We start from the raw sequence: 23,497 nt of genomic DNA, 5'->3' as shown, positions 1-23,497 counted from the left end.
ATCTTCTCCTAAGCAAGTAATATTGGGCGGCGTTCCAGCTTTCGCCATCAGCAAAGGGTCTTTTCTTCGATAAACGTATTGATCACGCTCATCAAATCGTCAGCCGTCGGCTGACGCAGCGCCTCTTCTGCCAATGCCTTCACATCTTCAAAGTTCGCATTGCGAATGATTTTTTTGATGCGCGGAATTGAGATTGAACTCATGCTGAACTCATCAAGCCCCATGCCCAACAGAAGCAGTGTAGCACGCTCATCGCCAGCCAGTTCACCGCACATACCGGTCCACTTGCCGTGCGCGTGAGATGCATCGATCACCTGTTTAATCAGGGTCAACACTGACGGCGCCATCGGGTTATAGAGATGAGATATCAGCTCATTGCCACGATCTACTGCTAGAGTATACTGGGTTAAGTCATTTGTCCCAATACTAAAGAAGTCAACTTCCTTCGCCAGATGATGGGCGACGGTGGCGGCGGCCGGTGTTTCGACCATCACGCCGACTTCGATGGTTTCATCGAATACTTTGCCCTCTTCGCGCAGCTGCGCTTTCAGCAGCTCCAGCTCCGCTTTCAGCATGCGCACCTCTTCGACCGAGATGATCATCGGGAACATGATACGCAGCTTGCCGAAGGCCGAGGCGCGCAGGATAGCACGCAGCTGGGCATGCAGGATCTCTTTACGATCCAGGCAGATACGAATTGCACGCCAGCCAAGGAATGGGTTTTCTTCTTTCGGCAGGTCCATGTAGGGCAGATCCTTGTCCCCGCCGATGTCCATGGTACGGACGATCACCGCCTGCGAGCCCATGGCTTCGGCAACGGCCTTATACGCCTGGAACTGCTCTTCTTCCGTCGGCAGCGCGTCGCGGTCCATGAACAGGAATTCGGTGCGGTACAGGCCTACGCCCTCTGCGCCGTTGCGTTCGGCGCCGGCGATGTCACGCACGGTACCGATGTTGGCGCAGACTTCCACCTGATGACCATCCAGCGTGATCGCCGGCAGATCCTTCAGCTTGGCCAGTTCGTTCTTCTCGTTGATGTACTGCGTCTGGACGGCTTTCAGCGCGTCGATTGTCTCGGCGGTCGGGTTCAGGTAGATCTTGTTGTTGACCGCGTCCAGAATCAGATAGTCGCCGTTTTTCACCTGCTGAGTCACATCGCTGGTGCCGACGATCGCCGGCAGCTCCAGGGAGCGGGCCATGATGGAGGTGTGGGAAGTACGGCCACCCAGATCGGTAATGAAGCCCAGCACCTTATCCAGGTTCAGCTGCGCGGTTTCAGACGGCGTCAGGTCGGTTGCGACCAGAATGACTTCGTCCTGAATCGCGCCCAGATCGATGATGGTCATGCCGAGAATGTTCTTCAGCAGACGCTTACCGATGTCGCGCACGTCGGCCGCACGCTCTTTCAGGTACTCATCGTCCAGCTCTTCCAGGGCGGTGGCCTGGCCTTCGATAATTTCACGGGCAGCCGCCTCGGCGCTCATGGCGTTATCTTTAATCAGGGCTATGATTTCCTGCTCAAGCTCTTCATCCTCCAGCAACATGATGTGCCCTTCGAAGATCGCCGCTTTCTCTTCCCCGAGGGTTTCGCTGGCTTTCTGACGAATGGCTTCCAGTTGTTGGGCGGCCTTGTCGCGGCCGTCCTTGAAGCGGGCAATCTCCTGCTCGACTTCGTCGGCAGTGATTTTCTTACGGCTGATGACAATCTCGTCTTCTTTCAGAAGAAGCGCCTTACCAAAAGCGATGCCCGGTGATACTAAGATACCTGAAATCATAACCCTACCTTTGACGTTAGACTGGTTTTACCTGGAATGCTGAGCCGTCAGATTTACTCGAGCTCGGCCATCAGTTTTACCAGATGCTCAACGGCTTTCTGCTCGTCTTCACCCTCTGCGGAGATGGTGACGACGGTACCCTGGGTCAGGCCCAGCGTTTGCAGTTTGAACAGGCTTTTGGCGCTGGCGCTCTTACCGTTAGAGGTGACGGTGATGTCAGAAGCGAATGCTTTGGCTTCCTTCACAAACTGAGCGGCAGGGCGGGTATGCAGACCATTCGGAGCGGTGATAGTAACTTCTTGCTGGAACATAGGTTTCCCCAACTATTTTATGTTGAATGTTGTGGAGCTAAAGTTTAGCGCAATCGCTTGGCTTTAGCCTGTCTTTAGGTGCGTATCCGGTACGCTGGCGCCGTGGGCCTCCCCGCGGACAGGATAACGGGGTTCCCCCCTCTCCTGACCGGTTGACGGTGCTCAGCTTACCCCGGTTAAGGCCGCCGTCTGTATCGTTAAATCGATTCAGCGGCCTTTTCATACAAAGCGCGAATAATTTTGCGCTTCAAAATAATGGTCTGGTTAAATACTAGACCCCGGCGATAAAAGCAAGGAGAGGGGGTGGTAAAATTTGAACTGCTCCACAAAAAAAGCACCCAAATGGGTGCTCCTTTGAACAATTCATGCCATCGCATTCGCCGCTCATTCCGGCTCGGGAAACAGGCCGGCAAACAGGGCTGTGCTCAGATAACGTTCACCCGAGGAGGGCAGGATCACCACGATGGTTTTCTCCTGGAACGCCGGCATATTGGCCAGCCGTTCTGCAGCGACGGCGGCGGCGCCGGAGGAGATTCCGGCGAGGATCCCCTCTTCACGCATCAGGCGGCGCGCCATGGCGATGGACTCATCGTTGCCGATGCGCTCCACGCGATCGACCAGCGTTAAATCGAGGTTGTCGGGAATAAAACCGGCACCGATGCCCTGGATTTTGTGTGGCCCGGGGACTATCGGGTCTCCGGCGAGCGCCTGGGTGATCACCGGAGAGTCTTCCGGCTCGACGGCCACGACGCTGACATTTTTAGCGCGATCCTGCTTCAGATAGCGGGCGGTGCCGGTCAGGGTGCCGCCGGTGCCGACGCCGGCGATGAAGACATCCACCTGCCCGTCGGTATCCTGCCAGATCTCCGGTCCGGTGGTCTGGCGGTGGATCTCGGGGTTGGCCGGGTTGCTGAACTGCTGCAGCATGACATAGCGCGCCGGATCGCGGGCGACAATCGATTCGGCCTTGCTGATAGCCCCCTTCATCCCCAGGGCGCCGTCGGTCAGGATCAGCTCGGCTCCCAGCCCCTTCAGCAGCTTACGCCGTTCTAGGCTCATGGTCTCGGGCATGGTCAGGGTCAGCTTGTAGCCGCGGGCCGCGGCTACAAAGGCCAGTGCGATGCCAGTGTTGCCGCTGGTCGGCTCAACCAGCTCGACGCCGGGCTTCAGAATACCGCGTTTTTCTGCGTCCCAGATCATGTTGGCGCCGATGCGATCTTTAACGCTAAAGCTGGGATTACGCGACTCTACTTTGGCCAGGATGCGACCGTTGCCGATATGATTGAGACGTACCAGCGGGGTATGTCCGATGGTATGGGAGTTATCTTGATAGATTTTGCTCATGGCCGCTCCTTTGCAGTCGTCTTTATCCGTCATACTGCTAGCAGCATACGCAATAACCCGTTAATAGGAAGTAAATAAAAATTATATCGTTATGAGGGATCACGATAACGGCGCGGGCGACGCACTCGCGGGGGAGTGCGCCGCGGCAGGATTAGCGATTGATGGCCAGCTCGGCGCGATAGCGATCGACCCACATGGCCGTGGCGCCGCAGATGGCGACCGGCATGATCACCAGATTGACGAAGGGGAGCATGGTAAACAGGCTGACCAGCGCCCCAAACTGCAAGTTGTCGACCTTGTCAGCGCGCAGGGCATCGCGCATGCGCGGGAAACTAACCTTGTGGTTGTCAAAAGGATAATCGCAGTATTGCACCGCCATCATCCAGGCGCTGAACAGAAACCACAGCACGGGGGCCAGGGTCTGGCCGACGCCGGGGATCAGGTACAGCAGCAGCAGCACCAAGGCGCGCGGCAGGTAATAGGCCAGCTTAATCCATTCGCGCTTCAGAATACGCGGCAGATCTTTCATTACGCTCCACAGCCCGCTGTCCGGCAGCGGCTTGCCGGTCAGCTGTCCTTCAAGCTGCTCGGCCAGCAGGCCGTTAAAGGGGGCCGCGACCCAGTTGGCCAGGGTGCTGAAGAAATAGCTGAACACCAGCAGAACCGAGATGACGGCCAGGGGCCACAGCAGGTAGCCCAGCCACTGCAGCCAGTCGGGAACATAGCTCATCAGCGCTGGAATCCAGCGTCCGAGACGATCGAATAGCCACCAAAACGCCAGTCCCATCAGGATGATGTTGACCAGCAGCGGCATCAGCACGTAGCGCTTGATGCCGGGCAGGCGGATCAGGCGCCAGCCCTGGGCAAAATAGTATACGCCGTTGGCGTTGGTCGGCGACTGTGCGCCGCCGGCCGGGGATGTCGTGTTCATTTAACTCCGTCTTATGCTGTTACCGTGGTTGCTCGGGCCGCGGCGCGCTCCGCGATGTGATGGCGGCCAATGGCGCAGCCCGATGACTTATGATATCGGCGGATGCCGTGGGTTACCAGTTAGGACTTGGCTGAAAAAAGAGCAAAATAGAAGGAAAAATCATCTTTATTAACAGAAAGTTTAGTCCAGACTTGCACTTGTCCCAACACCCCAATACATTTATAGATTGAGGGTTTGCCAAAATGGCAATGTAATAAAACAACAGAGATTGCGATGATGCAGGATTTGCGTCTGATATTAATTGTTGTTGGCGCGGTTGCCATAATAGCGTTGTTGCTGCACGGCCTATGGACCAGCCGTAAGGAACGCTCTGCGCTGTTTCGCGATCGTCCGAACAAACGTCAAAAGCCGCGGCGCGACGAGAAACCGTTCTCTGAAATGGATGAAGGGGTCGGTGAGGTGCGCGTGCAGCGCGGCGGCAGCCCGCTTCCTCATCCGGTGGAGCCGGCCATGGGGGCGCTGGGTGAGGAGAGCGACGCGCGTCCCGATCCGCTGGATCTGCGGGAGAGCGAAACGCATCCGCTGGCGTCACCGACGCCGCGCCGCGACGAGACGGTCGATCCCCTGCTGGGCGATCCGCTGTTGGCCGCTGAGCCTGACGAAGCGGTGCCGCTGGCGTCGCCGTCTGCCGCGGTAGACGGAGCGCCTGCGGAGTCTTGCCCGACGGCAGCGGCGGACGAACGCCCCGCGGCGGAGGATGACGGCAAGGTGCGGGAGACGGTACTGGTGATGCACGTTGCGGCGCATCAGGGCAGCAGCATTGGCGGTGAGGTTTTGCTGCAAAGCGTGTTGCAGGCCGGTTTCCAGTACGGTGCGATGAAAATATTCCATCGCCACCTCAACCCGGCTGGCAGTGGGCCGGTGCTGTTCAGCATGGCCAACATGGTGAAGCCGGGAACCTTTGACGTCGAAAATATGGCGGATTTCTCTACGCCGGGCGTGTCGATCTTTATGATGGTGCCCTCGTATGGCGATGCCAGCCAGAACTTTAAGCTGATGCTGCAGTCTGCGCAGCGCATTGCCGACGATGTCGGCGGCGTGGTGCTGGACGATGAGCGGCGGATGATGACCCCGCAAAAGCTAGAAACCTATAAGGCGCGTATTCGTACGGTGCTGGAGAACCTGGGCCGGACCGCGTGACGTGATCGCGCCAGCGCCTTACCAAAACCCCCGTACTCCGGGGGTTTTTTATCATTAAATGGTGGCTTATGACTCCCACGATTGAACAACAACTCGAACAGCTGCGTGACGCGCTGCGCCATCATGAGTATCAATACTACGTTTTGGACGATCCGCAGGTTACCGATGCGGAGTACGATCGCCTGATGGCGCAGCTTAAGCAGCTGGAGGCCGAACACCCGGCGCTGGTGACGGCGGATTCGCCGAGCCAGCGCGTCGGCGGCGCGCCGCTGGCGGCCTTTGGTCAGGTGCGCCACGAGGTGCCGATGCTCTCGTTGGATAACGTATTTGATGAGGAAAGCTATCAGGCGTTTGACAAGCGCCTGCATGAGCGGCTGAAAAGCGGCGAGCCGCTGACCTTTTGCTGTGAGCCAAAGCTGGACGGGCTGGCGGTCAGCCTGCTGTATGAGCAGGGGGTGCTGGTCCGGGCGGCGACGCGCGGCGATGGCAGCACCGGCGAAGATATCACCGCCAACGTGAAAACTATCCGAGCCATTCCGCTGCGCCTGCAGGGAGAGGGGATCCCCGCGCGCATCGAGGTTCGCGGCGAGGTCTTCATGCCGCAGGATGGCTTTGAGGCGATGAATGAGGAGGCGCGCCGGCGCGGTGCGAAGATTTTTGCCAATCCGCGCAACGCCGCCGCCGGATCGCTGCGCCAGCTCGATCCGCGCATTACCGCGCAGCGTCCGCTGACCTTCTACTGCTACGGCTCTGGCCTGCTGGAGGGCGGGGCGCTGCCGGACAGTCACTATCAGTGCCTGCAGCGCTTTAAGTCCTGGGGACTGCCGGTCAGCGAGCGGGTGAGGCTGTGCTGCGGCAGCGCGGAGGTCTTGGCCTACTATCGTCAGACCGAGCAGGAGAGGCCCGGCTTAGGCTTTGATATCGACGGCGTGGTGATCAAGGTGGACGATCTCGCCATCCAGGAGCGGCTGGGCTTTGTCGCCCGCGCGCCGCGCTGGGCGACGGCGTTTAAGTTTCCGGCGCAGGAGCAGATGACGCGGCTAAACGGGGTGGAGTTTCAGGTCGGTCGCACCGGTGCCATCACGCCGGTCGCGCGTCTGGAGCCGGTGCAGGTGGCCGGAGTGACCGTCAGCAACGCGACGCTGCACAACGCGGATGAGATTGAGCGTCTGGATCTACGGATCGGCGATACGGTGATCGTACGCCGCGCTGGCGACGTGATCCCGCAGGTGGTGGGGGTGGTGGAGGCGATGCGTCCGCGCGATGCCCTGGAGATCGGCTTTCCGACCCACTGTCCGGTATGTGGCTCTGAGGTGGAGCGGACGGCGGGCGAGGCGGTGGCACGCTGCAGCGGTGGCCTGATCTGCGCCGCGCAGCGCAAGGAGTCGCTGAAGCATTTTGTGTCGCGCCGCGCGATGGATGTCGAGGGGATGGGCGATAAGGTCATCGAGCAGCTGGTGGATAAAGAGTATGTCGCGACGCCCGCCGATCTGTACCGCCTGAGCGCTGGTAAGCTGACCGGCCTGGAGCGGATGGGGCCCAAGTCGGCCACCAAGCTTATTGCCGCCCTCGATCGCTCGCGGGAAACCACGCTGGCCCGTTTTCTCTTTGCGCTGGGCATCCGCGAGGTGGGGGAGGCGACGGCGGCCAATCTGGCCAGCCACTTTGGCTCCCTACAGGCGCTGCGGGCGGCGGATTTGGAGAGTCTGAAGCAGGTTCCCGAGGTGGGCGAGGTGGTCGCCAGCCACGTCGTCCACTTTTTGAGCGAGGCGCATAACCGTCAGGTGATCGATGAGCTGATCTCCGACGAGGTCGGCATTCGCTGGCCTGAGGGCGCGCCGGCGCAGGCGGCGTCGGCGATCGACAGCCCGTTTGCCGGTAAGACCGTGGTGTTGACCGGTTCACTGAGCGTACTGTCGCGCGATGAGGCGAAGGATCGTCTGACGGCGTTGGGCGCCCGCGTCAGCGGCAGCGTATCGAAGAAGACCGATCTGGTGATCGCCGGCGATGCGGCGGGCTCCAAGCTGGCGAAGGCCAATGCGCTGGGCATCGAGGTGATCGATGAGGCGCAGATGCTGCGTATGCTGGGGGCATAGCGGCCCCGCCGGGTCTCACGCGCCCGTTGGCTGCCGCTTCCGTGAGCAGACGGCGGGCGGTGATGATGGGATAGGTTAAAGTTGGCGTGCGTTGGCGCCGTTATATATCCCGACGGGCAGCAATCAGTGGAGAGGAACGTATGGCGTTGGGGCCAATAGATATGGCGGGCGGTATGTCGCCGCAGGCGCACGGCGGAGGACAGCTGAGCGCAGAGCTGTTGGATGCGCGCATCGAGCGGCTGCTGCAGGTGTTAAACCGCGGGGATTTAACCCCGGCGCAGCATGAAAACACGCTGCGCGCCCTGACGGCGCTGCAGCGCGAGCGTACGCTGCTGCAGGCGTTTAGCCAGAGTGAGCCGAGCTCGGCCGCCGCCGCGGGACGGGAGTCTCCGCTGGCCAGCACCCAGCGGGGCGCGGCGGCGATGGCGGCGTCGACGGGACAGCCGGTATCGCGGGTTACTCTGGGGGAGCACGGTCGCATGCTATCGGAGATGGCCAACGTCGAGCGCGCGCTGGAGGTCAAAGAGGGGGCCGATAAGCTGTTTTCGTCCCTGGGCAAGTCGACGCTGCAGGCCGATCCGCTGCGTTCTCCGCTGGAAAACCAGGTGATCGTCGCCAGTCAGCTGGCCGTTCCGCCCGAGGGGGCCGACGACGATCCGCCGCCGGTGACGTCGGTGCTCAACCCTCAGCCGGTTTTTGGTTTCATTCCGGCGCAGTGGATCCCGGGCAGCGTTCGTGTGCAGGCCCGCTCGCCGGCCACGCTGCTGCTGATCGGGATTGTGATACTGCTTATGGTGATCCTGCTGGCCTGGTAGCGCTGCATGCACGGCGCTGCGGCGCCGTCGTGACGCGTTGATCGCCTGTTGTGCGGAATTACGCACGGCGTGACGTTTGTGCTGGATAGTGCTCGGGCAAGGCCGATATACGAATGTAGGAAGGTCATCAGGAACGGACGGAAAGGGAAAATGGTCAGACGCGATCAGATTGGTGGGTGATGACGGGATCGAACCGCCGACCCCCTCCTTGTAAGGGAGGTGCTCTCCCGGCTGAGCTAATCACCCAATCTGGAACCGGTAGGTCAGTACTCTAATGTATGTCAGCTGGAATAGGATGCTATGCTGCCGCAGCTCCATTCAGAGAGGGCTAAAACGCCTGACGTAACCTACCTAAGCGAGGTCAGTCGCTGCGCTAAATAACCATCTTTCATCGAATGAATGGTGGGTCGTGCAGGATTCGAACCTGCGACCAATTGATTAAAAGTCAACTGCTCTACCAACTGAGCTAACGACCCGAGTGGTGGGTGATGACGGGATCGAACCGCCGACCCCCTCCTTGTAAGGGAGGTGCTCTCCCAGCTGAGCTAATCACCCACAACGGTACTGCTGGCGCCCTGCGTTCAAGAAGTGGTGGGTGATGACGGGATCGAACCGCCGACCCCCTCCTTGTAAGGGAGGTGCTCTCCCAGCTGAGCTAATCACCCAATCTGTATGGCGCTACACGGCGGGACACTCTAAAAGAGTGGTGGGTGATGACGGGATCGAACCGCCGACCCTCTCCTTGTAAGGGAGATGCTCTCCCAGCTGAGCTAATCACCCCCGCTGTGTGAGGCCGCATTATAGGGAGCCGCGGAAAATGGTCAACGCTTTTTTCAAGAAAAACTGTCGTTCGCCGGAAAAACGCCCAACGTGTCGCAGACTTAGCCAAAAGGGGCGGATTTAGCGTCTTTTCCCTGCCGATCCCGGCGTGGCCGGTGGGGGAGGCGCTATGTCGGCGGCGTCGGCTGACGCTGAGCGCGGGTGTGAGGGGGGAATTGCCTAACGACGTTGAGGAATTGAGGGGTAATGGTAAAATGCCGCCCACAGATATTTTGCAGCCCGCTTACCTATACTGGGAAAGGGTGGGTAACCTGCGTAACAAGGCCACTGTTCACATGAAAATTAAAACCCGTTTTGCGCCCAGCCCGACCGGCTATCTGCACGTCGGCGGCGCCCGTACTGCGCTTTACTCTTGGCTGTATGCCCGACATAACCAGGGCGAGTTTGTCCTGCGTATTGAAGATACTGACCTGGAGCGCTCCACGCAGGAGGCTATCGATGCCATTATGGATGGCATGAACTGGCTGAATTTGGATTGGGATGAGGGTCCGTACTACCAGACCAAGCGTTTCGATCGCTACAACCAGGTGATCGATCAGATGCTGGAGCAGGGGACCGCCTATAAATGCTATTGCTCCAAAGAGCATCTGGAGCAGCTGCGCGAAGATCAGATGGCCCGTGGAGAGAAGCCGCGCTATGACGGCCGCTGCCGCCATGACCACAGCCACCATGCCGATGATGAGCCACACGTGGTGCGCTTCCTCAACCCGCAGGAAGGCTCCGTCATTTTTGATGACAAGATCCGTGGCCCGATCGAATTCAGTAACCAGGAGCTGGACGATCTGATCATCCGCCGTACCGATGGCTCACCGACCTATAACTTCTGCGTGGTGATCGATGACTGGGATATGGGGATCACTCACGTTATCCGCGGTGAGGATCACATCAACAATACGCCGCGCCAGATCAACATCCTTAAGGCGCTCGGCGCGCCGGTGCCGGAGTATGCCCACGTTTCGATGATCCTGGGTGACGATGGCAAAAAGCTGTCCAAACGCCACGGCGCCGTCGGCGTCATGCAGTACCGTGACGATGGCTATCTGCCGGAGGCGCTGCTCAACTACCTGGTGCGTCTAGGCTGGGCCCATGGCGATCAGGAGATCTTCAGCGTAGCGGAAATGACGGAGTTCTTTACTCTGGACGCCATCAGCAAGTCAGCCAGCGCCTTTAATACCGAAAAGCTGCAGTGGCTGAACCACCACTATATTAACCATCTGCCGCCGGAGCAGGTCGCCGGGCACCTGGCCTGGCACGTGGCGCAGGCTGGCTATGACATCGCCAACGGTCCGCAACTGACCGAGATCGTGACCCTGCTGGGCGAGCGCTGCAAGACGCTGAAAGAGATGGCGCAGCAGGCCCGCTACTTCTACGAGGAGTTTAGCGAGTTTGACGCCGACGCCGCGAAGAAGCACCTGCGTCCGGTTGCGCGTCAGCCGCTGGAGCTGGCCCGTACCAAGCTGGCCGCCATCGGTGACTGGCAGGTGGAGTCCATTCACCATGCGATTCAGTCAACGGCCGATGAGCTGGAGGTCGGAATGGGCAAGGTCGGCATGCCGCTGCGCGTCGCGGTGACCGGTCAGGGGCAGTCGCCGAGCGTGGACGTGACCATTCACGCTATCGGCCAGGCGCGTGCGCTGGCGCGTATCGATCGCGCGCTGGCGTTTATCGACGAGCGCGCGGCGCAGCAGTAAGCGTCGAGATCGTCAGATATCCAAACCGGCCGCTGGCCGGTTTTTTGTTGTTCAGTCGCCCAGGCGGCGCAGAAACTCGTTGATACCGATACGCAGGATCAGCGAGGTGACCTTTTGGCGCTCCTCTTCGCTCATCTGCAGCAGAATGGAGTACCACACCTTTTCCGGTTGGCTACTGCTGATCAGATACTGCGCCTGTTCGTCACGGGCCAGCAGTTCGTCGATCACCTCCTGCGGAAAACTGCTGATGTGATATTCCACCGCTTTGCCCTGGACGCCGCTGCGTCGCTGTCGGCGCCAGCCTTCGGACTTCGCCCGCTGGTTGATGGCCTGCGGGGTCGATGGAAATCCTCCGATGCCGACCAGCTCTTTAGCCGAGTACCACTCCTTGTTCATGCCGCATTCCTGAATAGAGAGAAGTCAGTCGTATCATTTAACTGTACGAGTAACATGTTTACTCAATGTTAGGGGATGACGCTAGACGGAAAAAGGTAAAATTGTGGATTACCGGGCAGAATTGTTGAGTAAATAGACTGACTTGGCGGCTTTTGCCGCGCTTAACGCAGGAAAGGTAATTAGCCGTTGACAGTGCCGGTGGCCTTGCCCTATCATGCGCCCCGTTCCCGCGATGAAGCGGTGTGTACGGGGCTATAGCTCAGCTGGGAGAGCGCTTGCATGGCATGCAAGAGGTCAGCGGTTCGATCCCGCTTAGCTCCACCACTCTTTTCCAGAGAGAGTGGGTAAGGTACACAGGGTTTGGGAACGGCCACAAACGTGGGGCTATAGCTCAGCTGGGAGAGCGCTTGCATGGCATGCAAGAGGTCAGCGGTTCGATCCCGCTTAGCTCCACCAAATTTACCCGGCGGGCGATAGCCTGCGTCAGGGACCACGATTACGTGGGGCTATAGCTCAGCTGGGAGAGCGCTTGCATGGCATGCAAGAGGTCAGCGGTTCGATCCCGCTTAGCTCCACCAAACTTACCCGGCGGGCGTTAGCCTGTGTCAGGGGCCACGAATACGTGGGGCTATAGCTCAGCTGGGAGAGCGCTTGCATGGCATGCAAGAGGTCAGCGGTTCGATCCCGCTTAGCTCCACCAAAATATCAGGCCGACAGCGATGTCGGCCTTTTTTTGTCTTTTTTTGCCCTTTCTTTGCGGCGTTGTGCAGTGTTCCGGGTATTCTCCTCTTGCCTCTTGCCTCTTGCCTCTTGCCTCTTGCCTCTTGCCTCTTGCCTCTTGCCTCTTGCCTCTTGCCTCTTGCCTCTTGCCTCTTGCCTCTTGCCTCTTGCCTCTTGCCTCTTGCCTCTTGCCTCTTGCCTCTTGCCTCTTGCCTCTTGCCTCTTGCCTCTTGCCTCTTGCCTCTTGCCTCTTGCCTCTTGCCTCTTGCCTCTTGCCTCTTGCCTCTTGCCTCTTGCCTTTTGCCTCTTGCCTCTTGCCTTTTGCCTCTAGTCACTAAGCCACTCAGTCACTCAGCTGCCTTTCCGTGGGCTCTGGGAGTGGTGGGTGACGCACAGGGAGAGGGCGATAAAAAAGGCGCCCCGTAGGGCGCCTGGCATCGCGATAGCGTGGGTCGTGAATTACAGGAACAGACCCGCGATGGACGCAGAGAGAATGCTGACCAGCGTAGAGCCATAGACCAGCTTCAGGCCGAAGCGGGAGACCACGTTACCCTGGTGCTCATTCAGCCCCTTGATGGCGCCGGCAACGATACCGATAGAAGAGAAGTTGGCGAAGGAGACCAGGAACACAGATAGGATCCCCAGGCCGCGCGGCGATAGCTCGCCGGCGATTTTCTGCAGATCAATCATGGCAACGAACTCGTTGGAGACCAGCTTGGTGGCCATGATGCTGCCGGCGTGCAGGGCCTCACCGCTCGGGATCCCCATGATCCAGGCAAACGGGTAGAACACGTAGCCGAGGATGCCCTGGAAGCTAATGCCAAACAGCGTGTCAAACAGGGCGTTGACGGCCGCGATCAGGGCGATGAAGCCAATCAGCATGGCAGAGACGATGATCGCAACCTTGAAGCCGGCCAGGATATATTCCCCCAGCATTTCGAAGAAGCTCTGTCCTTCGTGGGTGTTTTTCAGCTGCAGATCCGACTCACCCTCAACGGAGTAGGGGTTGATCAGGGACAGCACGATAAAGGTGCTGAACATGTTCAATACCAGCGCCGCCACCACATACTTGGGATCCAGCATGGTCATATAGGCGCCGACGATGGACATCGATACGGTAGACATCGCCGTTGCCGCCATGGTGTACATGCGGCGCTCTGACATTTTGCCCAGCACGTCTTTGTAGGCAATGAAGTTTTCAGACTGACCGAGGATCAGGGAGCTGACGGCGTTGAAGGATTCCAGCTTGCCCATCCCGTTGATCTTGGACAGAACGGTACCGATAGCGCGGATAACGATCGGCAGGACACGGATGTGCTGCAGGATACCGATCAGCGCAGAGATGAAGACGATCGGACACAGGACATTCAGGAAGAAGAAGGCCAGGCCTTTATCGCTCATGTTACCGAAGACAAAGTTGGTACCTTCCGCGGCGAACTTGAGCAGCGTCTCGAAGAAGCCGGAGAAGCCTTTGACGAACCCCAGGCCGATGTCGGAGTTCAGGAAGAAGTAAGCCAGCAGAATTTCCACCACGAGCAACTGAATAATAAAGCGCACGCGGATGCTCTTGCGGTCATGGCTGACCAGCAGGGCGAGTACCGCCACCACCACAAGGGCCAGTAAAAAGTGCAGAATGGGGGACATACTTTGCTCCAAATTATGAGGCAGGCTAAATTTCGCAGCTAATTCTATGTAACGCTGGAACTAAAAACGAGACATTGATTGCATTTATTGAAATTGTTTTCACTTGGTAAGTAAAAAAAGTTAGAAAAGTAACAAAACTGCGCGGGGAAAGGGAGCGCGTTGCGGCTACGTACGGCATAAACCACGCGGGACGGCGGCTGTGCGAATGTGATTAGCATAGCAGAATTACCCGGTGATTACCCTTTGCTGTGAGATTATTCTCAGCGGTCCATTGAGCATACCGATTGCAGGGATAGGTATTAACGCAAAAATGCAGTTGATAATCATTATCACCTATCTATACTGAGAGGTAATAGAAACAACGGCAGTAAGGGCATCCTATGTTGAACACTCGGACCGTCGACGGCGTCACCCGCTCCCCTGCGCGCAGGATTAAGATCTCGCTGATGGGGCCCGCCTTCATTGCCGCCATTGGCTATATCGATCCGGGTAACTTCGCCACCAATATCCAGGCCGGCGCCTCGTACGGCTACACCCTGCTGTGGGTGGTGGTATGGGCCAACCTGATGGCGATGCTGATCCAACTGCTGTCCGCCAAGCTGGGGATTGCGACGGGAAAGAACCTAGCAGAGCATATCCGCGATCGTTTCCCGCGCCCGGCGGTATGGGCCTATTGGGTACAGGCCGAGATCATCGCGATGGCCACGGATTTGGCGGAGTTTATCGGCGCCGCCATCGGCTTTAAGCTGCTGCTGGGCGTCAGCCTGCTGCAGGGGGCGATTCTGACCGGGATCGCGACGTTTCTGATCCTGGGGCTACAGCGTCGCGGCCAAAAACCGCTGGAGCTGGTGATCGGGGCGCTGCTGCTGTTTGTCGCCGCCGCCTATATCGTGGAGCTGGTCTTCTCGCGCCCGAGCGTGGCCGGGCTGGCTCAGGGCATGCTGCTGCCGGACCTGCCGACGCAGGATGCGGTGGTGCTGGCCGCCGGCGTCCTGGGGGCGACGATTATGCCACACGTGATCTATCTGCACTCGTCGCTGACCCAAAAAGGCGACCATGGCACTCGGGCGGAGCGCTATGCCTCGACCAAGCTGGACGTGGCGATAGCCATGACCATCGCCGGCTTCGTTAACTTGGCCATGATGGCGACGGCGGCGGCGGCCTTCCACTTTAACGGGCACAGCGGGATCAGCGAGCTGGATCAGGCGTACCTGACGCTGAAGCCCCTGCTCGGCGAGGCCGCTGCCACGATCTTTGGCCTGAGCCTGGTCGCGGCGGGTCTCTCGTCGACGGTGGTGGGGACGCTGGCAGGGCAGGTCGTCATGCAGGGCTTCGTCCATTTCCACATTCCGCTGTGGCTGCGCCGCGCGGTGACCATGCTGCCGTCGTTTATCGTGATCCTGGCCGGCCTGGATGCCACCCGTATTCTGGTGCTCAGCCAGGTTTTACTGAGCTTCGGGATCGCCCTGGCGCTGCTGCCGCTGCTGGCCTTCACCGGTAATCGCGCGCTGATGGGGGATATGGTCAATAGCCGACTGGTACAGGCGCTGGGGAGGGTGATCGTCTTTCTGGTGGTCGGACTTAACCTGTACCTACTGATCACCGTACTGGCCGGTTAATCGTCGTCATCATCGTCGTCGTCGTGATGGCGATGCCAGATCGGGCGACGCCCCTGGTCGTCCCGATCGCCGCGCCATTTCCTGTGGCGCAGCGCGTTCTTCGGCCAGTCATCCAATGGCTCCAGCGCTTTTTCCGACCAATCATCCAGCGGCTCCAGGGCGTTTTCCGACCAGTCATCCAGCGGCTCCAACGCCTCCTCCAACGGATTATCGATGGACAGTTTGACCCCCGGCAATAGGTGCAGATCCGTATCGGCCTGCAGAGGGGCGCAGAGTAGCCACAGCACCGCCAGCAATAGATAACCATTTTTTGCCATTTCTCTCTCCAGATACATCGGATAGCAACGGGATATCGCCCAGTGTAGCGGTTTTGTCCCCTCGCCGGTGGGGCGCCGAGGCTGCCGGCGCCTTTTTGAGAGTTATCCGTATGCCGGAGACAGATCTAAATATGCCCATCGCGGTGCACCACCTGTGCTAGGCTGAGCGGCGTAGCGCGGCGTGAACGCCGTCGCGGCTCGGAGGGGCCGCGACAGGGGCGCACGGCGGAGGCCGACTGTACCGCCAGGGGGATGAGGCGCAGGGATGAGTCCCCCGCCGGCGGATGGTGGCATACTGCCCAGTGATAGATACAGGCCCTCCGCAGGTGCGGCGGGGCGGCAGAGACGATCCCGCGAAGAGGCGGGCAGAAAGATAAGGGGAGTGACGGAAAATGAGCCGTTTTGCGTTGGTTGGCGATGTGGGCGGGACCAATGCCCGTCTGGCGCTGTGCTGTCTCGACACGGGGGAGCTCCAGGCGGTGCAGAGCTACCCGGGACAGCAGTTTGATAGCCTGGAGTCGGTCATCCGGACCTATCTGCAGGCGCAGGCGGTATCGGTGACGTCAGCCTGCATCGCGATCGCCTGCCCGATCACAGGCGATCGCGTGGCGATGACCAATCACAGTTGGGCGTTTTCCATCAGCGCGCTGCAGCGTTCTCTGGGGCTGGCGCATCTGTCGGTGATCAACGACTTTACCGCGGTCTCCATGGCGGTGCCGGTTCTCCCGGCGGAGAGCCTGCTGCAGCTGGGCGGCCAGACGGCGCAGCCCGATCGGCCCATCGCTATCTATGGCGCCGGCACCGGGCTGGGCGTCGCTCACCTGATCCGGGCCGGAGAGCGTTGGATCAGCCTGCCGGGTGAGGGGGGCCACGTGGATTTCGCCACCGGTAGCGATGAAGAGGACGCGCTGCTGACGGCGCTGCGCGCCGATCTGGGACGGGTCTCCGCCGAGCGGGTGCTCTCAGGGCCCGGTCTGGTCAATTTGTATCGCGCCGTCGCCCGAGTCGCGGGGCGGATGCCTCAGCCCCTGACGCCGCAGGAGGTCAGCGAGCGGGCGCTGGCCGACCGCTGCCCGGACTGCCGGCGGGCGCTGTCGCTGTTCTGTGTGATGATGGGGCGCTTTGGCGGCAATCTGGCGCTGAATATGGGCACCTTTGGCGGGGTGTATATCGCCGGCGGGATCGTGCCGCGTTTTCTGGCGTTTTTCCGCGACTCCGGCTTTCGTCAGGCGTTTGAGGACAAGGGACGCTTCAAGGCGTACCTCGCGCCGATCCCGGTCTTTCTGATCGTGCACGATAATCCCGGCCTGCTTGGCGCCGGCGCCTACCTGCGTCAGCAGCTGGGTACCCGTCTTTAACGCGCCATCGCCGCCCCCCGTCGCGGGGTGCGGCGCCAGGGAAGCGCGTGCGGATCAGTTCTGCTCATCCCACTCTGCGGCGGCGCTCTCTCCCTCTTCGCTGTCCAGCGGCGGCTGATACTGAAAGTCGTCGTCATCCCACTGATAAAGGGTGCTCTCCTCCTGCCACTCCTCGGTGATTTCGCCGTCGTCGTAGTCGTCATCAAAAATCGCCTGCGCTGCGGCGCCAAAGAACAGCGCGACGCCGTCGCCATCCTCCTGCGTATCCTCATGAAACTCGGCCATCCACAGGGTATCGCCATCCTGCAGGATATATTTTTGCAGGTTGAGCTGACTGACCTGCGGGGCGTCGTCGTCATGCTCGGCTAAAAACGCCTCACGCGCGGCGTCGATGGCTTCATCCAGCGTCAGATACATATCCATGGTGTGCTCCTTCCGGTCGGGTAAAGAGGGGGAGGGCCGCCGGGGCGGGTACCCGCTACGGCGATGACCCTGATGATGTTTTATTGTTGACGTAATCCGCAGGGCTGCAAGGCGCGTGGCAAAAAATTTACTCGGCGCGGGTTGACTAACCTACGGGAGGACAATGACATACACTATATTGGCTGCTATGGTCAGACAGGAGCGGTACGGCGGCAGGCCGTGCGCACCGCATTTTTGAGTGAATAACGCGGCCTCCGGCGATCGGCCGGGGGCGCTGCTTTAGATAAGGTTAACGCTGATGCAAACCATGAAAGTGATTTTTCACGTCTCTGAGGCTGCCAACTGTCTGCACGCATTCAATAACGCCCGTAACCTGATGGCCATCCGCGATGGTCAGCCGACGGAGATTCATATTTTGTTCAACGGCTCGGCCATCAGTACACTGCTGGCGGATAGCGAGGAGTCGCCGCGCTGGGAGACGCTGCAGATGCAGGGGATCGCGCTGTTTGGCTGCGAGAATAGCATGCGGGCGAACGGGATCTCCGCCGATCAGCTCTTGATGGGCGTACATACGGTGCCGGCGGGAATGTTGTCGCTGGTGGAGCATCAGCAGCAGGGATTCCTGTATATAAAACCCTAAGCACGATCCGCAGGCGGAACCTTCCGCCTGCGCTAAATGAGAAAGCCTTTCATACTGTCTCAAATTAACGACAATCCAATTTGTTCCGCTGTCGCAAATTAACGACAATTTAGGCGAGAGTCCGAAAAATATTTTACGGATAAAAAAACGGTTTATGGAAACTTATTATGCTGCACTCTATTCAGGTGTGCATTTTTAAATCTACAGCGCGAATAGTTTAGCCGCTAAATGGTTAAAATCGGACAAAAGCATTAGCAGTGGAACTATTTTAATTTGTTGTTTTTTATGTAAAATCACTCATCACTTCATCCGTGTAACGGGATGTGCCGGGCCGATGGCCCCGCGAGTATTATCCGCTTGTTGTCTGTAGGGTAACTAATCCATTACTATAGCCGCAGCAAGTAACTTAATTACCATGTTGTTAGGTTTGGTTGAGCACCATCAGGGGGTATGTGCTTACACGTTTAATCTCCATTCGGCCGACATCGCGCTCTGTTTCCGGGCTGGCTGTATCAATGTTAATGATGTTTGCCAGCGCGCAGGCGTGGGCATTTTCATTGGATGACGTTGCCGCACAGGCACAGAAGCTGGCAGAGCAGTCTTATAAGGCACCCAAAAGCAATCTGCCGTCCGAGTTTCGCAATATGAAGTTTGCTGACTATCAGCAGATTCAGTTTAACAACGACAAACTGTACTGGACAGGGCAGAAGAACCCGTTCCGTCTGGCCTTTTACCACCAGGGGATGTACTTCGACACGCCGGTGAAGATCAATGAGGTGACGGCGACGTCGGTGAAGGAGATCAAGTACAGCCCGGACTACTTCAACTTTGGTTCCGTTAAGCATGACAAGGATGCGGTGAAGGATCTGGGGTTCGCCGGGTTTAAGGTGCTGTACCCGATCAATAAGGCGGGTAAAGACGATGAGATCATGAGCATGCTCGGCGCCAGCTACTTCCGGGTGATCGGTAAAGGGCAGGTGTATGGCCTGTCTGCCCGCGGCCTGGCGATTGACACCGCGCTGCCCTCTGGCGAGGAGTTCCCGCGTTTCCGCGAGTTCTGGATCGAGCGTCCGAAGCCGCAGGATAAGCACCTGGTGATTTTTGCCCTGTTGGACTCGCCGCGTGCGACGGGGGCCTACCGCTTTATCCTGCGCCCGGGTACGGATACCGTAGTGGATGTGCAGGCCCGCGTCTTCCTGCGCGATAAGGTGGGGGTGCTGGGCATCGCTCCGCTGACCAGCATGTACCTGTTCGGTGCCAATCAGCCGTCGACGACGGTGAACTACCGCCCGCAGCTGCATGACTCCGAGGGGCTGTCGATCGCCTCCGGTAACGGCGAGTGGATCTGGCGTCCGCTGAATAACCCGAAACACCTCGCCGTCAGCACCTTCAGCGTCGACGATCTAAAAGGCTTCGGCCTGCTGCAGCGTACCCGCGACTTCAGCGCCTATCAGGATCTGGATGACCGCTACGATCTGCGCCCGAGCGCCTGGATTGAGCCGCGCGGTAACTGGGGGAAAGGCAAGGTTGAGCTGGTTGAGATCCCGACCGCTGATGAAACCAACGACAATATCGTCGCCTTCTGGATCCCAGACAGCCTGCCGCCGATCGGAAAGCCGCTGGACGTGGCCTACCGCCTGATCTTTACTCGCGACGAAGCCAAGCTGCACAGCCCCGATCTGGCCTGGGTGAAAAGCACCCTGCGCTCCGCCGGTGACGTGAAGCAGTCCAACCTGATCCGCGAAGCGGACGGCAGCACCGCGCTGCTGGTGGACTTTGTCGGCCCGGTACTGAAAGGGCTGGAGCCGGATGCGCCGGTAACGACGCAGGTGACCACCGACGACAATACTAAGCTGCTGGAGAACAGTCTGCACTATAATCCAGTGACCAAGGGATGGCGTCTGACGCTGCGCTTTAAGGTTAACGATCCGAAGAAGCCGGTGGAAATGCGCGCTTATCTGATCAAGGACGGTAAGCCGCTGAGCGAAACCTGGAGCTATCAGTTACCTGCCAATGAATAAATCTCAGGAAAATGCCAACGCCTACCTACAGGCGTTGGCGCCGGACGCGGAGCAACGGGCCGCGCTCGATCAGCACCTCTCCCATCCGCCGCGTTCCGTGGAGGATGTTCATCTGTCGCTCGCCGCTGCGGACGCCGGCGAGGGCGAGGGCGCCGAGGCTGCGCTGCGCTCCGTGGCCGCCCGTCTCGATTTAGGCTGGCGCGATGGGGAGCATCAGCGGGCGGCGCTGGTGCAGGATCAGGCGGGTCATACCGCCATCAAGGCCATGCCGACGATCCGCCGGACCTCCATGTTTCCGGAGATCTGGCGCACCAACCCGTTCATTCGTCTGTGGGAGCGGCTGCTGGGGCGTACGCCGCCGCCAAAGCATACCTTTCAGAGCCATCAGGAGGCCGAGGCCGACAAGCGCTGGCGTCGGATGGGCTCTCTACGTCGCTGGGTGCTGCTACTGCTGACCTTTGGACAGACGGCGATCGCCACCTGGTATATGAAGACTATCCTGCCCTACCAGGGGTGGGATATGGTCGATCCGATGTCGATTTTCCACGGTAAGCCGCTGATGCAGTACACGCTGGAGCTGCTGCCCTATGTGCTGCAGTTCGGCATCCTGATCCTGTTCGCCATCCTGTTCTGCTGGGTTTCCGCCGGCTTTTGGACGGCGCTGATGGGCTTTTTGCAGCTGCTGATCGGGCGGGATAAATACAGTATCTCCGCCAGTACCGTCGGCGATGAGCCGATCGATCCGGCGCATCGGACCGCGCTGATCATGCCTATCTGCAACGAAGACGTCTCGCGGGTGTTCGCCGGGCTGCGCGCCACCTATGAATCCGTGGTGGCGACCGGTCAGCTGGCGCACTTTGACGTCTTTATCCTGAGCGATAGCAGCGATCCTGACATTTGCGTGGCCGAGCAGAAGGCCTGGATGGAGCTGTGCCAGGAGGTCGACGGCGCGGGGCACATCTTCTACCGCCGCCGTCGCCGCCGCGTGAAGCGTAAGTCCGGCAACATCGACGACTTTTGCCGTCGTTGGGGCGGAAACTACAGCTATATGGTGATCCTGGACGCCGACAGCGTGATGAGCGGCGAGTGCCTGACCGGACTGGTTCGCCTGATGGAGGCCAACCCGACCGCCGGTATCATCCAGACCGCGCCGAAGGCCACCGGCATGGATACGCTGTATGCGCGTGTTCAGCAGTTTGCGACCCGCGTATATGGTCCGCTGTTTACCGCCGGCCTGCACTTCTGGCAGCTAGGGGAGTCCCACTACTGGGGGCACAACGCGATTATCCGCGTGAAGCCGTTTATCGAACACTGCGCTCTGGCGCCGCTGCCCGGCAGCGGGACGTTTGCCGGCTCGATCCTCTCCCATGACTTCGTCGAGGCGGCGTTGATGCGCCGCGCCGGCTGGGGTGTCTGGATAGCCTACGATCTGCCCGGCTCCTATGAGGAGCTGCCGCCTAACCTGCTGGATGAGCTGAAGCGCGACCGCCGCTGGTGTCAGGGCAACCTGATGAACTTCAGGCTGTTTTTCGTCAAGGGCATGCATCCCGTGCACCGGGCAGTGTTCCTGACCGGGGTGATGTCTTACCTATCGGCGCCGCTGTGGTTCCTGTTCTTGATGCTGTCGACCGCGCTGCAGGTGGTGCACACGCTGATGGAGCCGCAGTATTTCCTGCAGCCGCGTCAGCTGTTCCCCGTCTGGCCGCAGTGGCGTCCAGAGCTGGCGATCGCCCTGTTCTCGACAACCTTGGTGCTGCTGTTCCTGCCCAAGCTGTTGAGCGTGGTGCTGATCTGGGCCAAGGGGTCGCGTCAGTTCGGCGGGCCGCTGCGCCTGCTGGCCTCGATGCTGCTGGAGATGCTGTTCTCGGTGCTGCTGGCGCCGGTGCGGATGATCTTCCACACCGTCTTTGTGGTCAGCGCGTTCCTTGGTTGGTCGATCACCTGGCAGTCGCCGCAGCGTGACGACGACGCCACGCCCTGGAGCGAGGCTTTCCGTCGCCACGGATCGCAGATGCTGCTGGGGCTGGTCTGGGCCGGGGGCATGGCAGTGCTGGATCTGCGCTTCCTGTGGTGGCTGTCGCCTATCGTGGTGTCGCTGATCCTGTCGCCGTTCGTCTCGGTGATCACCAGCCGTCGTACCCTGGGGCTGCAGTGCAAGCGCGCCAAGCTGTTCCTGATCCCCGAGGAGTACCAGCCGCCGATCGAGATGGCTGCCACCGAGCGCTATGTGGCGCTGAATCATCAGCGTCTGCTTGACGATGGCTTTATGCACGCCCTGCTGGATCCGTTGTACAACGCGCTGGCTTGCGGTATGGCCACGGCGCGTCACCGCAATCATCCGCTGATTGCTCGCGACAGGGATGCACGGGTGGCCCATGCGCTGGCCGAGTCGCCGCGAACTCTGGGCAAGGCGGAGCGTCTGACGCTATTGAGTGACCCGGTGGTGATGGCGCGTCTGCATCAGGCGCTGTGGGCCGATCCGGAGCGCTACAGTCAGTGGCATACGGCCTACCGTCAGCTGGCGCCGGCCTACCGTCTGTCGACCTCCGCGTGACGGCTCCGGAATTCAGCCCCATGCGTGTGCGGGGCTGAACCGATAAGCTAACCCCCTGTGAGCGCTATGCTGGCAGGGGGTTTTTCTATGGTAAAGAGACGCGTGTGGACGGCTCCCCCGTAGAGGGGGCGTAGTACGGTCATCGTGCGATTATTTCATTCGCTGAAAATAGTGCATTAGAAATAGATATACCCCGCGATTTTTCTCTGCCGATCTCTTTGAGAGTATTACCGCTTTCTATAGCAGGCCTAAGGCTGCCGTTGCCCATTTGGCTACGTCACAAAGCGGTGCTCACATAGCTTTTGTAGTGATAAGCGTGTTATTGGCTGTCATTGCATAAACTCAATGAGGGTAGAAATAGCGAGGCTAATCTATTAGGATAATCCAGCGCCGAGTCAATTATTTCTAATTTCAATGTTATCTTAGTGAGTTATATAATAATGAATATATCAATCAGGTTAGCCAATTCGCTTGGCTGTTCTGTTGCTGGGACTGCTGTCATATATAGTATTATTAACGCATTTAAAAGTTCAAAAATATCTGTCGTAACTAAATTTCCTACGCTTCTATATGGTATCTATGATATAGATGTCATCTCTACGACATCAGATTTCGGCGGTAGCTACTGCGTTGATCTCAGAAAATATACGGCGCGGAGACCTCATAATTCTTTCCCTCCACGACCTAGTTATTACCATAGGGAGATGGCTGAAGAGCAACTTAAATGCACATTACCGAACTTTGAGCCTAACTATATTTACAATCGAGAGAGATAGCGTTTGCACACACAGAGCTTAGACGA

Annotated in this window: 17 protein-coding genes and 9 tRNA genes; 13 read left to right on the top strand and 13 right to left on the bottom strand. The window is 59.1% G+C overall.

Going from position 1 to position 23,497, the window contains the following annotated elements; genetic code table 11:
- Window positions 1-47: 47 nt before the first annotated feature.
- The 4 genes from ptsI to cysZ form a co-directional block, all read right to left on the bottom strand.
- On the bottom strand, window positions 48-1,775 hold the full coding sequence (ptsI, locus tag QY76_RS14555) for a phosphoenolpyruvate-protein phosphotransferase PtsI (protein WP_045424792.1): 1,728 nt from the start codon (window positions 1,773-1,775) through the stop codon (window positions 48-50).
- Between the two features lie 53 nt (window positions 1,776-1,828).
- Window positions 1,829-2,086 carry a phosphocarrier protein Hpr gene (gene ptsH / locus QY76_RS14550; RefSeq protein WP_034163512.1) on the bottom strand — a complete coding sequence of 86 codons (258 nt, stop codon included), beginning with the start codon at window positions 2,084-2,086 and terminating at the stop codon, window positions 1,829-1,831.
- Between the two features lie 384 nt (window positions 2,087-2,470).
- A complete protein-coding gene (gene cysK / locus QY76_RS14545) occupies window positions 2,471-3,430 on the bottom strand; it encodes a cysteine synthase A (RefSeq protein WP_045424795.1) in 960 nt (319 codons plus the stop codon).
- A gap of 151 nt (window positions 3,431-3,581) precedes the next feature.
- Window positions 3,582-4,361: a sulfate transporter CysZ gene (gene cysZ, locus QY76_RS14540; protein WP_034163510.1), complete on the bottom strand. Its 780-nt coding sequence runs from the start codon at window positions 4,359-4,361 to the stop codon at window positions 3,582-3,584.
- Window positions 4,362-4,634: 273 nt separating this feature from the next.
- Between cysZ and zipA the strand changes: the two genes are divergently transcribed.
- From zipA to QY76_RS14525, 3 genes are all read left to right on the top strand, one after another.
- Window positions 4,635-5,561 (top strand): cell division protein ZipA, encoded by a 927-nt coding sequence (zipA, locus tag QY76_RS14535; RefSeq protein ID WP_034163509.1) that lies wholly within the window; start codon window positions 4,635-4,637, stop codon window positions 5,559-5,561.
- Between the two features lie 68 nt (window positions 5,562-5,629).
- Entirely contained in the window at window positions 5,630-7,657 is a 2,028-nt protein-coding gene (gene ligA / locus QY76_RS14530; RefSeq protein ID WP_045424798.1) for an NAD-dependent DNA ligase LigA, read from the top strand.
- A gap of 140 nt (window positions 7,658-7,797) precedes the next feature.
- Window positions 7,798-8,472, top strand: coding sequence for a hypothetical protein (locus QY76_RS14525; RefSeq protein WP_045424801.1), 675 nt, complete (start codon window positions 7,798-7,800; stop codon window positions 8,470-8,472).
- 170 nt (window positions 8,473-8,642) lie between these two features.
- On the opposite strand, the gene QY76_RS14520 is transcribed toward QY76_RS14525, so the two are convergent.
- From QY76_RS14520 to QY76_RS14500, 5 genes are all read right to left on the bottom strand, one after another.
- A tRNA-Val gene (locus tag QY76_RS14520) sits at window positions 8,643-8,718 on the bottom strand.
- Between the two features lie 154 nt (window positions 8,719-8,872).
- Window positions 8,873-8,948 (bottom strand) — tRNA-Lys (locus tag QY76_RS14515).
- A 3-nt stretch (window positions 8,949-8,951) separates the two neighbouring features.
- A tRNA-Val gene (locus QY76_RS14510) sits at window positions 8,952-9,027 on the bottom strand.
- Window positions 9,028-9,061: 34 nt separating this feature from the next.
- Window positions 9,062-9,137, bottom strand: a tRNA-Val gene (locus QY76_RS14505).
- Between the two features lie 39 nt (window positions 9,138-9,176).
- Window positions 9,177-9,252, bottom strand: a tRNA-Val gene (locus QY76_RS14500).
- Window positions 9,253-9,587: 335 nt separating this feature from the next.
- Between QY76_RS14500 and gltX the strand changes: the two genes are divergently transcribed.
- Entirely contained in the window at window positions 9,588-11,003 is a 1,416-nt protein-coding gene (gene gltX / locus QY76_RS14495; RefSeq protein ID WP_034163506.1) for a glutamate--tRNA ligase, read from the top strand.
- 51 nt (window positions 11,004-11,054) lie between these two features.
- On the opposite strand, the gene QY76_RS14490 is transcribed toward gltX, so the two are convergent.
- Complete coding sequence (locus QY76_RS14490; protein ID WP_034163505.1) at window positions 11,055-11,399, bottom strand: DNA-binding protein; 345 nt, start codon at window positions 11,397-11,399, stop codon at window positions 11,055-11,057.
- A gap of 248 nt (window positions 11,400-11,647) precedes the next feature.
- Between QY76_RS14490 and QY76_RS14485 the strand changes: the two genes are divergently transcribed.
- The 4 genes from QY76_RS14485 to QY76_RS14470 all read left to right on the top strand — a co-directional run bounded on the left by QY76_RS14485 (window position 11,648) and on the right by QY76_RS14470 (window position 12,099).
- Window positions 11,648-11,723, top strand: a tRNA-Ala gene (locus QY76_RS14485).
- Window positions 11,724-11,779: 56 nt separating this feature from the next.
- Window positions 11,780-11,855, top strand: a tRNA-Ala gene (locus QY76_RS14480).
- A 46-nt stretch (window positions 11,856-11,901) separates the two neighbouring features.
- Window positions 11,902-11,977: transfer RNA gene (locus QY76_RS14475), tRNA-Ala, on the top strand.
- A 46-nt stretch (window positions 11,978-12,023) separates the two neighbouring features.
- Window positions 12,024-12,099, top strand: a tRNA-Ala gene (locus QY76_RS14470).
- A gap of 479 nt (window positions 12,100-12,578) precedes the next feature.
- On the opposite strand, the gene QY76_RS14465 is transcribed toward QY76_RS14470, so the two are convergent.
- On the bottom strand, window positions 12,579-13,763 hold the full coding sequence (locus tag QY76_RS14465) for a NupC/NupG family nucleoside CNT transporter (protein WP_034164984.1): 1,185 nt from the start codon (window positions 13,761-13,763) through the stop codon (window positions 12,579-12,581).
- Between the two features lie 380 nt (window positions 13,764-14,143).
- Between QY76_RS14465 and QY76_RS14460 the strand changes: the two genes are divergently transcribed.
- Window positions 14,144-15,382, top strand: coding sequence for an Nramp family divalent metal transporter (locus QY76_RS14460; RefSeq protein ID WP_034164985.1), 1,239 nt, complete (start codon window positions 14,144-14,146; stop codon window positions 15,380-15,382).
- Here the strand turns inward: QY76_RS14460 and QY76_RS14455 are convergent.
- Entirely contained in the window at window positions 15,379-15,699 is a 321-nt protein-coding gene (locus QY76_RS14455; protein ID WP_034164986.1) for a hypothetical protein, read from the bottom strand. The genes QY76_RS14460 and QY76_RS14455 overlap by 4 nt on opposite strands.
- 392 nt (window positions 15,700-16,091) lie before the next feature.
- On the opposite strand from QY76_RS14455, the gene glk reads away from it, so the two are divergent.
- Complete coding sequence (gene glk, locus QY76_RS14450; RefSeq protein ID WP_034164987.1) at window positions 16,092-17,057, top strand: glucokinase; 966 nt, start codon at window positions 16,092-16,094, stop codon at window positions 17,055-17,057.
- Between the two features lie 54 nt (window positions 17,058-17,111).
- Here the strand turns inward: glk and QY76_RS14445 are convergent, their stop codons facing one another.
- Entirely contained in the window at window positions 17,112-17,480 is a 369-nt protein-coding gene (locus QY76_RS14445; RefSeq protein ID WP_034164988.1) for a MysB family protein, read from the bottom strand.
- Window positions 17,481-17,778: 298 nt separating this feature from the next.
- Between QY76_RS14445 and QY76_RS14440 the strand changes: the two genes are divergently transcribed.
- From QY76_RS14440 to mdoH, 3 genes are all read left to right on the top strand, one after another.
- Complete coding sequence (locus tag QY76_RS14440) at window positions 17,779-18,120, top strand: DsrE family protein (RefSeq protein ID WP_034164989.1); 342 nt, start codon at window positions 17,779-17,781, stop codon at window positions 18,118-18,120.
- A gap of 524 nt (window positions 18,121-18,644) precedes the next feature.
- Window positions 18,645-20,141 (top strand): glucan biosynthesis protein G, encoded by a 1,497-nt coding sequence (locus QY76_RS14435; RefSeq protein ID WP_117026474.1) that lies wholly within the window; start codon window positions 18,645-18,647, stop codon window positions 20,139-20,141.
- Window positions 20,134-22,695 (top strand): glucans biosynthesis glucosyltransferase MdoH, encoded by a 2,562-nt coding sequence (gene mdoH, locus QY76_RS14430; RefSeq protein ID WP_034164991.1) that lies wholly within the window; start codon window positions 20,134-20,136, stop codon window positions 22,693-22,695. Before QY76_RS14435 ends, mdoH begins: the two co-directional genes overlap by 8 nt.
- Window positions 22,696-23,497: the final 802 nt, after the last annotated feature.

Origin of the sequence: Edwardsiella sp. EA181011, from assembly GCF_000800725.1 — a bacterium.
Taxonomy (GTDB): domain Bacteria; phylum Pseudomonadota; class Gammaproteobacteria; order Enterobacterales; family Enterobacteriaceae; genus Edwardsiella; species Edwardsiella anguillarum.
Note: the sequence above shows the minus strand (reverse complement) of the source record. Positions and strands in the feature narration are given on the sequence as shown.

Bases quoted from the DNA above. Each gene is read 5' to 3' on its own strand.
- QY76_RS14435 (WP_117026474.1), top strand. From the start codon at position 18,645: ATGTTTGCCAGCGCGCAGGCGTGGGCATTTTCATTGGATGACGTTGCC.
- QY76_RS14525 (WP_045424801.1), top strand. From the start codon at position 7,798: ATGGCGTTGGGGCCAATAGATATGGCGGGCGGTATGTCGCCGCAGGCG.
- cysZ (WP_034163510.1), bottom strand. From the start codon at position 4,361: ATGAACACGACATCCCCGGCCGGCGGCGCACAGTCGCCGACCAACGCC.
- QY76_RS14465 (WP_034164984.1), bottom strand. From the start codon at position 13,763: ATGTCCCCCATTCTGCACTTTTTACTGGCCCTTGTGGTGGTGGCGGTA.
- gltX (WP_034163506.1), top strand. From the start codon at position 9,588: ATGAAAATTAAAACCCGTTTTGCGCCCAGCCCGACCGGCTATCTGCAC.
- QY76_RS14490 (WP_034163505.1), bottom strand. From the start codon at position 11,399: ATGAACAAGGAGTGGTACTCGGCTAAAGAGCTGGTCGGCATCGGAGGA.
- ligA (WP_045424798.1), top strand. From the start codon at position 5,630: ATGACTCCCACGATTGAACAACAACTCGAACAGCTGCGTGACGCGCTG.
- glk (WP_034164987.1), top strand. From the start codon at position 16,092: ATGAGCCGTTTTGCGTTGGTTGGCGATGTGGGCGGGACCAATGCCCGT.
- QY76_RS14440 (WP_034164989.1), top strand. From the start codon at position 17,779: ATGCAAACCATGAAAGTGATTTTTCACGTCTCTGAGGCTGCCAACTGT.
- mdoH (WP_034164991.1), top strand. From the start codon at position 20,134: ATGAATAAATCTCAGGAAAATGCCAACGCCTACCTACAGGCGTTGGCG.
- zipA (WP_034163509.1), top strand. From the start codon at position 4,635: ATGATGCAGGATTTGCGTCTGATATTAATTGTTGTTGGCGCGGTTGCC.
- ptsI (WP_045424792.1), bottom strand. From the start codon at position 1,775: ATGATTTCAGGTATCTTAGTATCACCGGGCATCGCTTTTGGTAAGGCG.
- QY76_RS14445 (WP_034164988.1), bottom strand. From the start codon at position 17,480: ATGGATATGTATCTGACGCTGGATGAAGCCATCGACGCCGCGCGTGAG.
- cysK (WP_045424795.1), bottom strand. From the start codon at position 3,430: ATGAGCAAAATCTATCAAGATAACTCCCATACCATCGGACATACCCCG.
- QY76_RS14455 (WP_034164986.1), bottom strand. From the start codon at position 15,699: ATGGCAAAAAATGGTTATCTATTGCTGGCGGTGCTGTGGCTACTCTGC.
- QY76_RS14460 (WP_034164985.1), top strand. From the start codon at position 14,144: ATGTTGAACACTCGGACCGTCGACGGCGTCACCCGCTCCCCTGCGCGC.
- ptsH (WP_034163512.1), bottom strand. From the start codon at position 2,086: ATGTTCCAGCAAGAAGTTACTATCACCGCTCCGAATGGTCTGCATACC.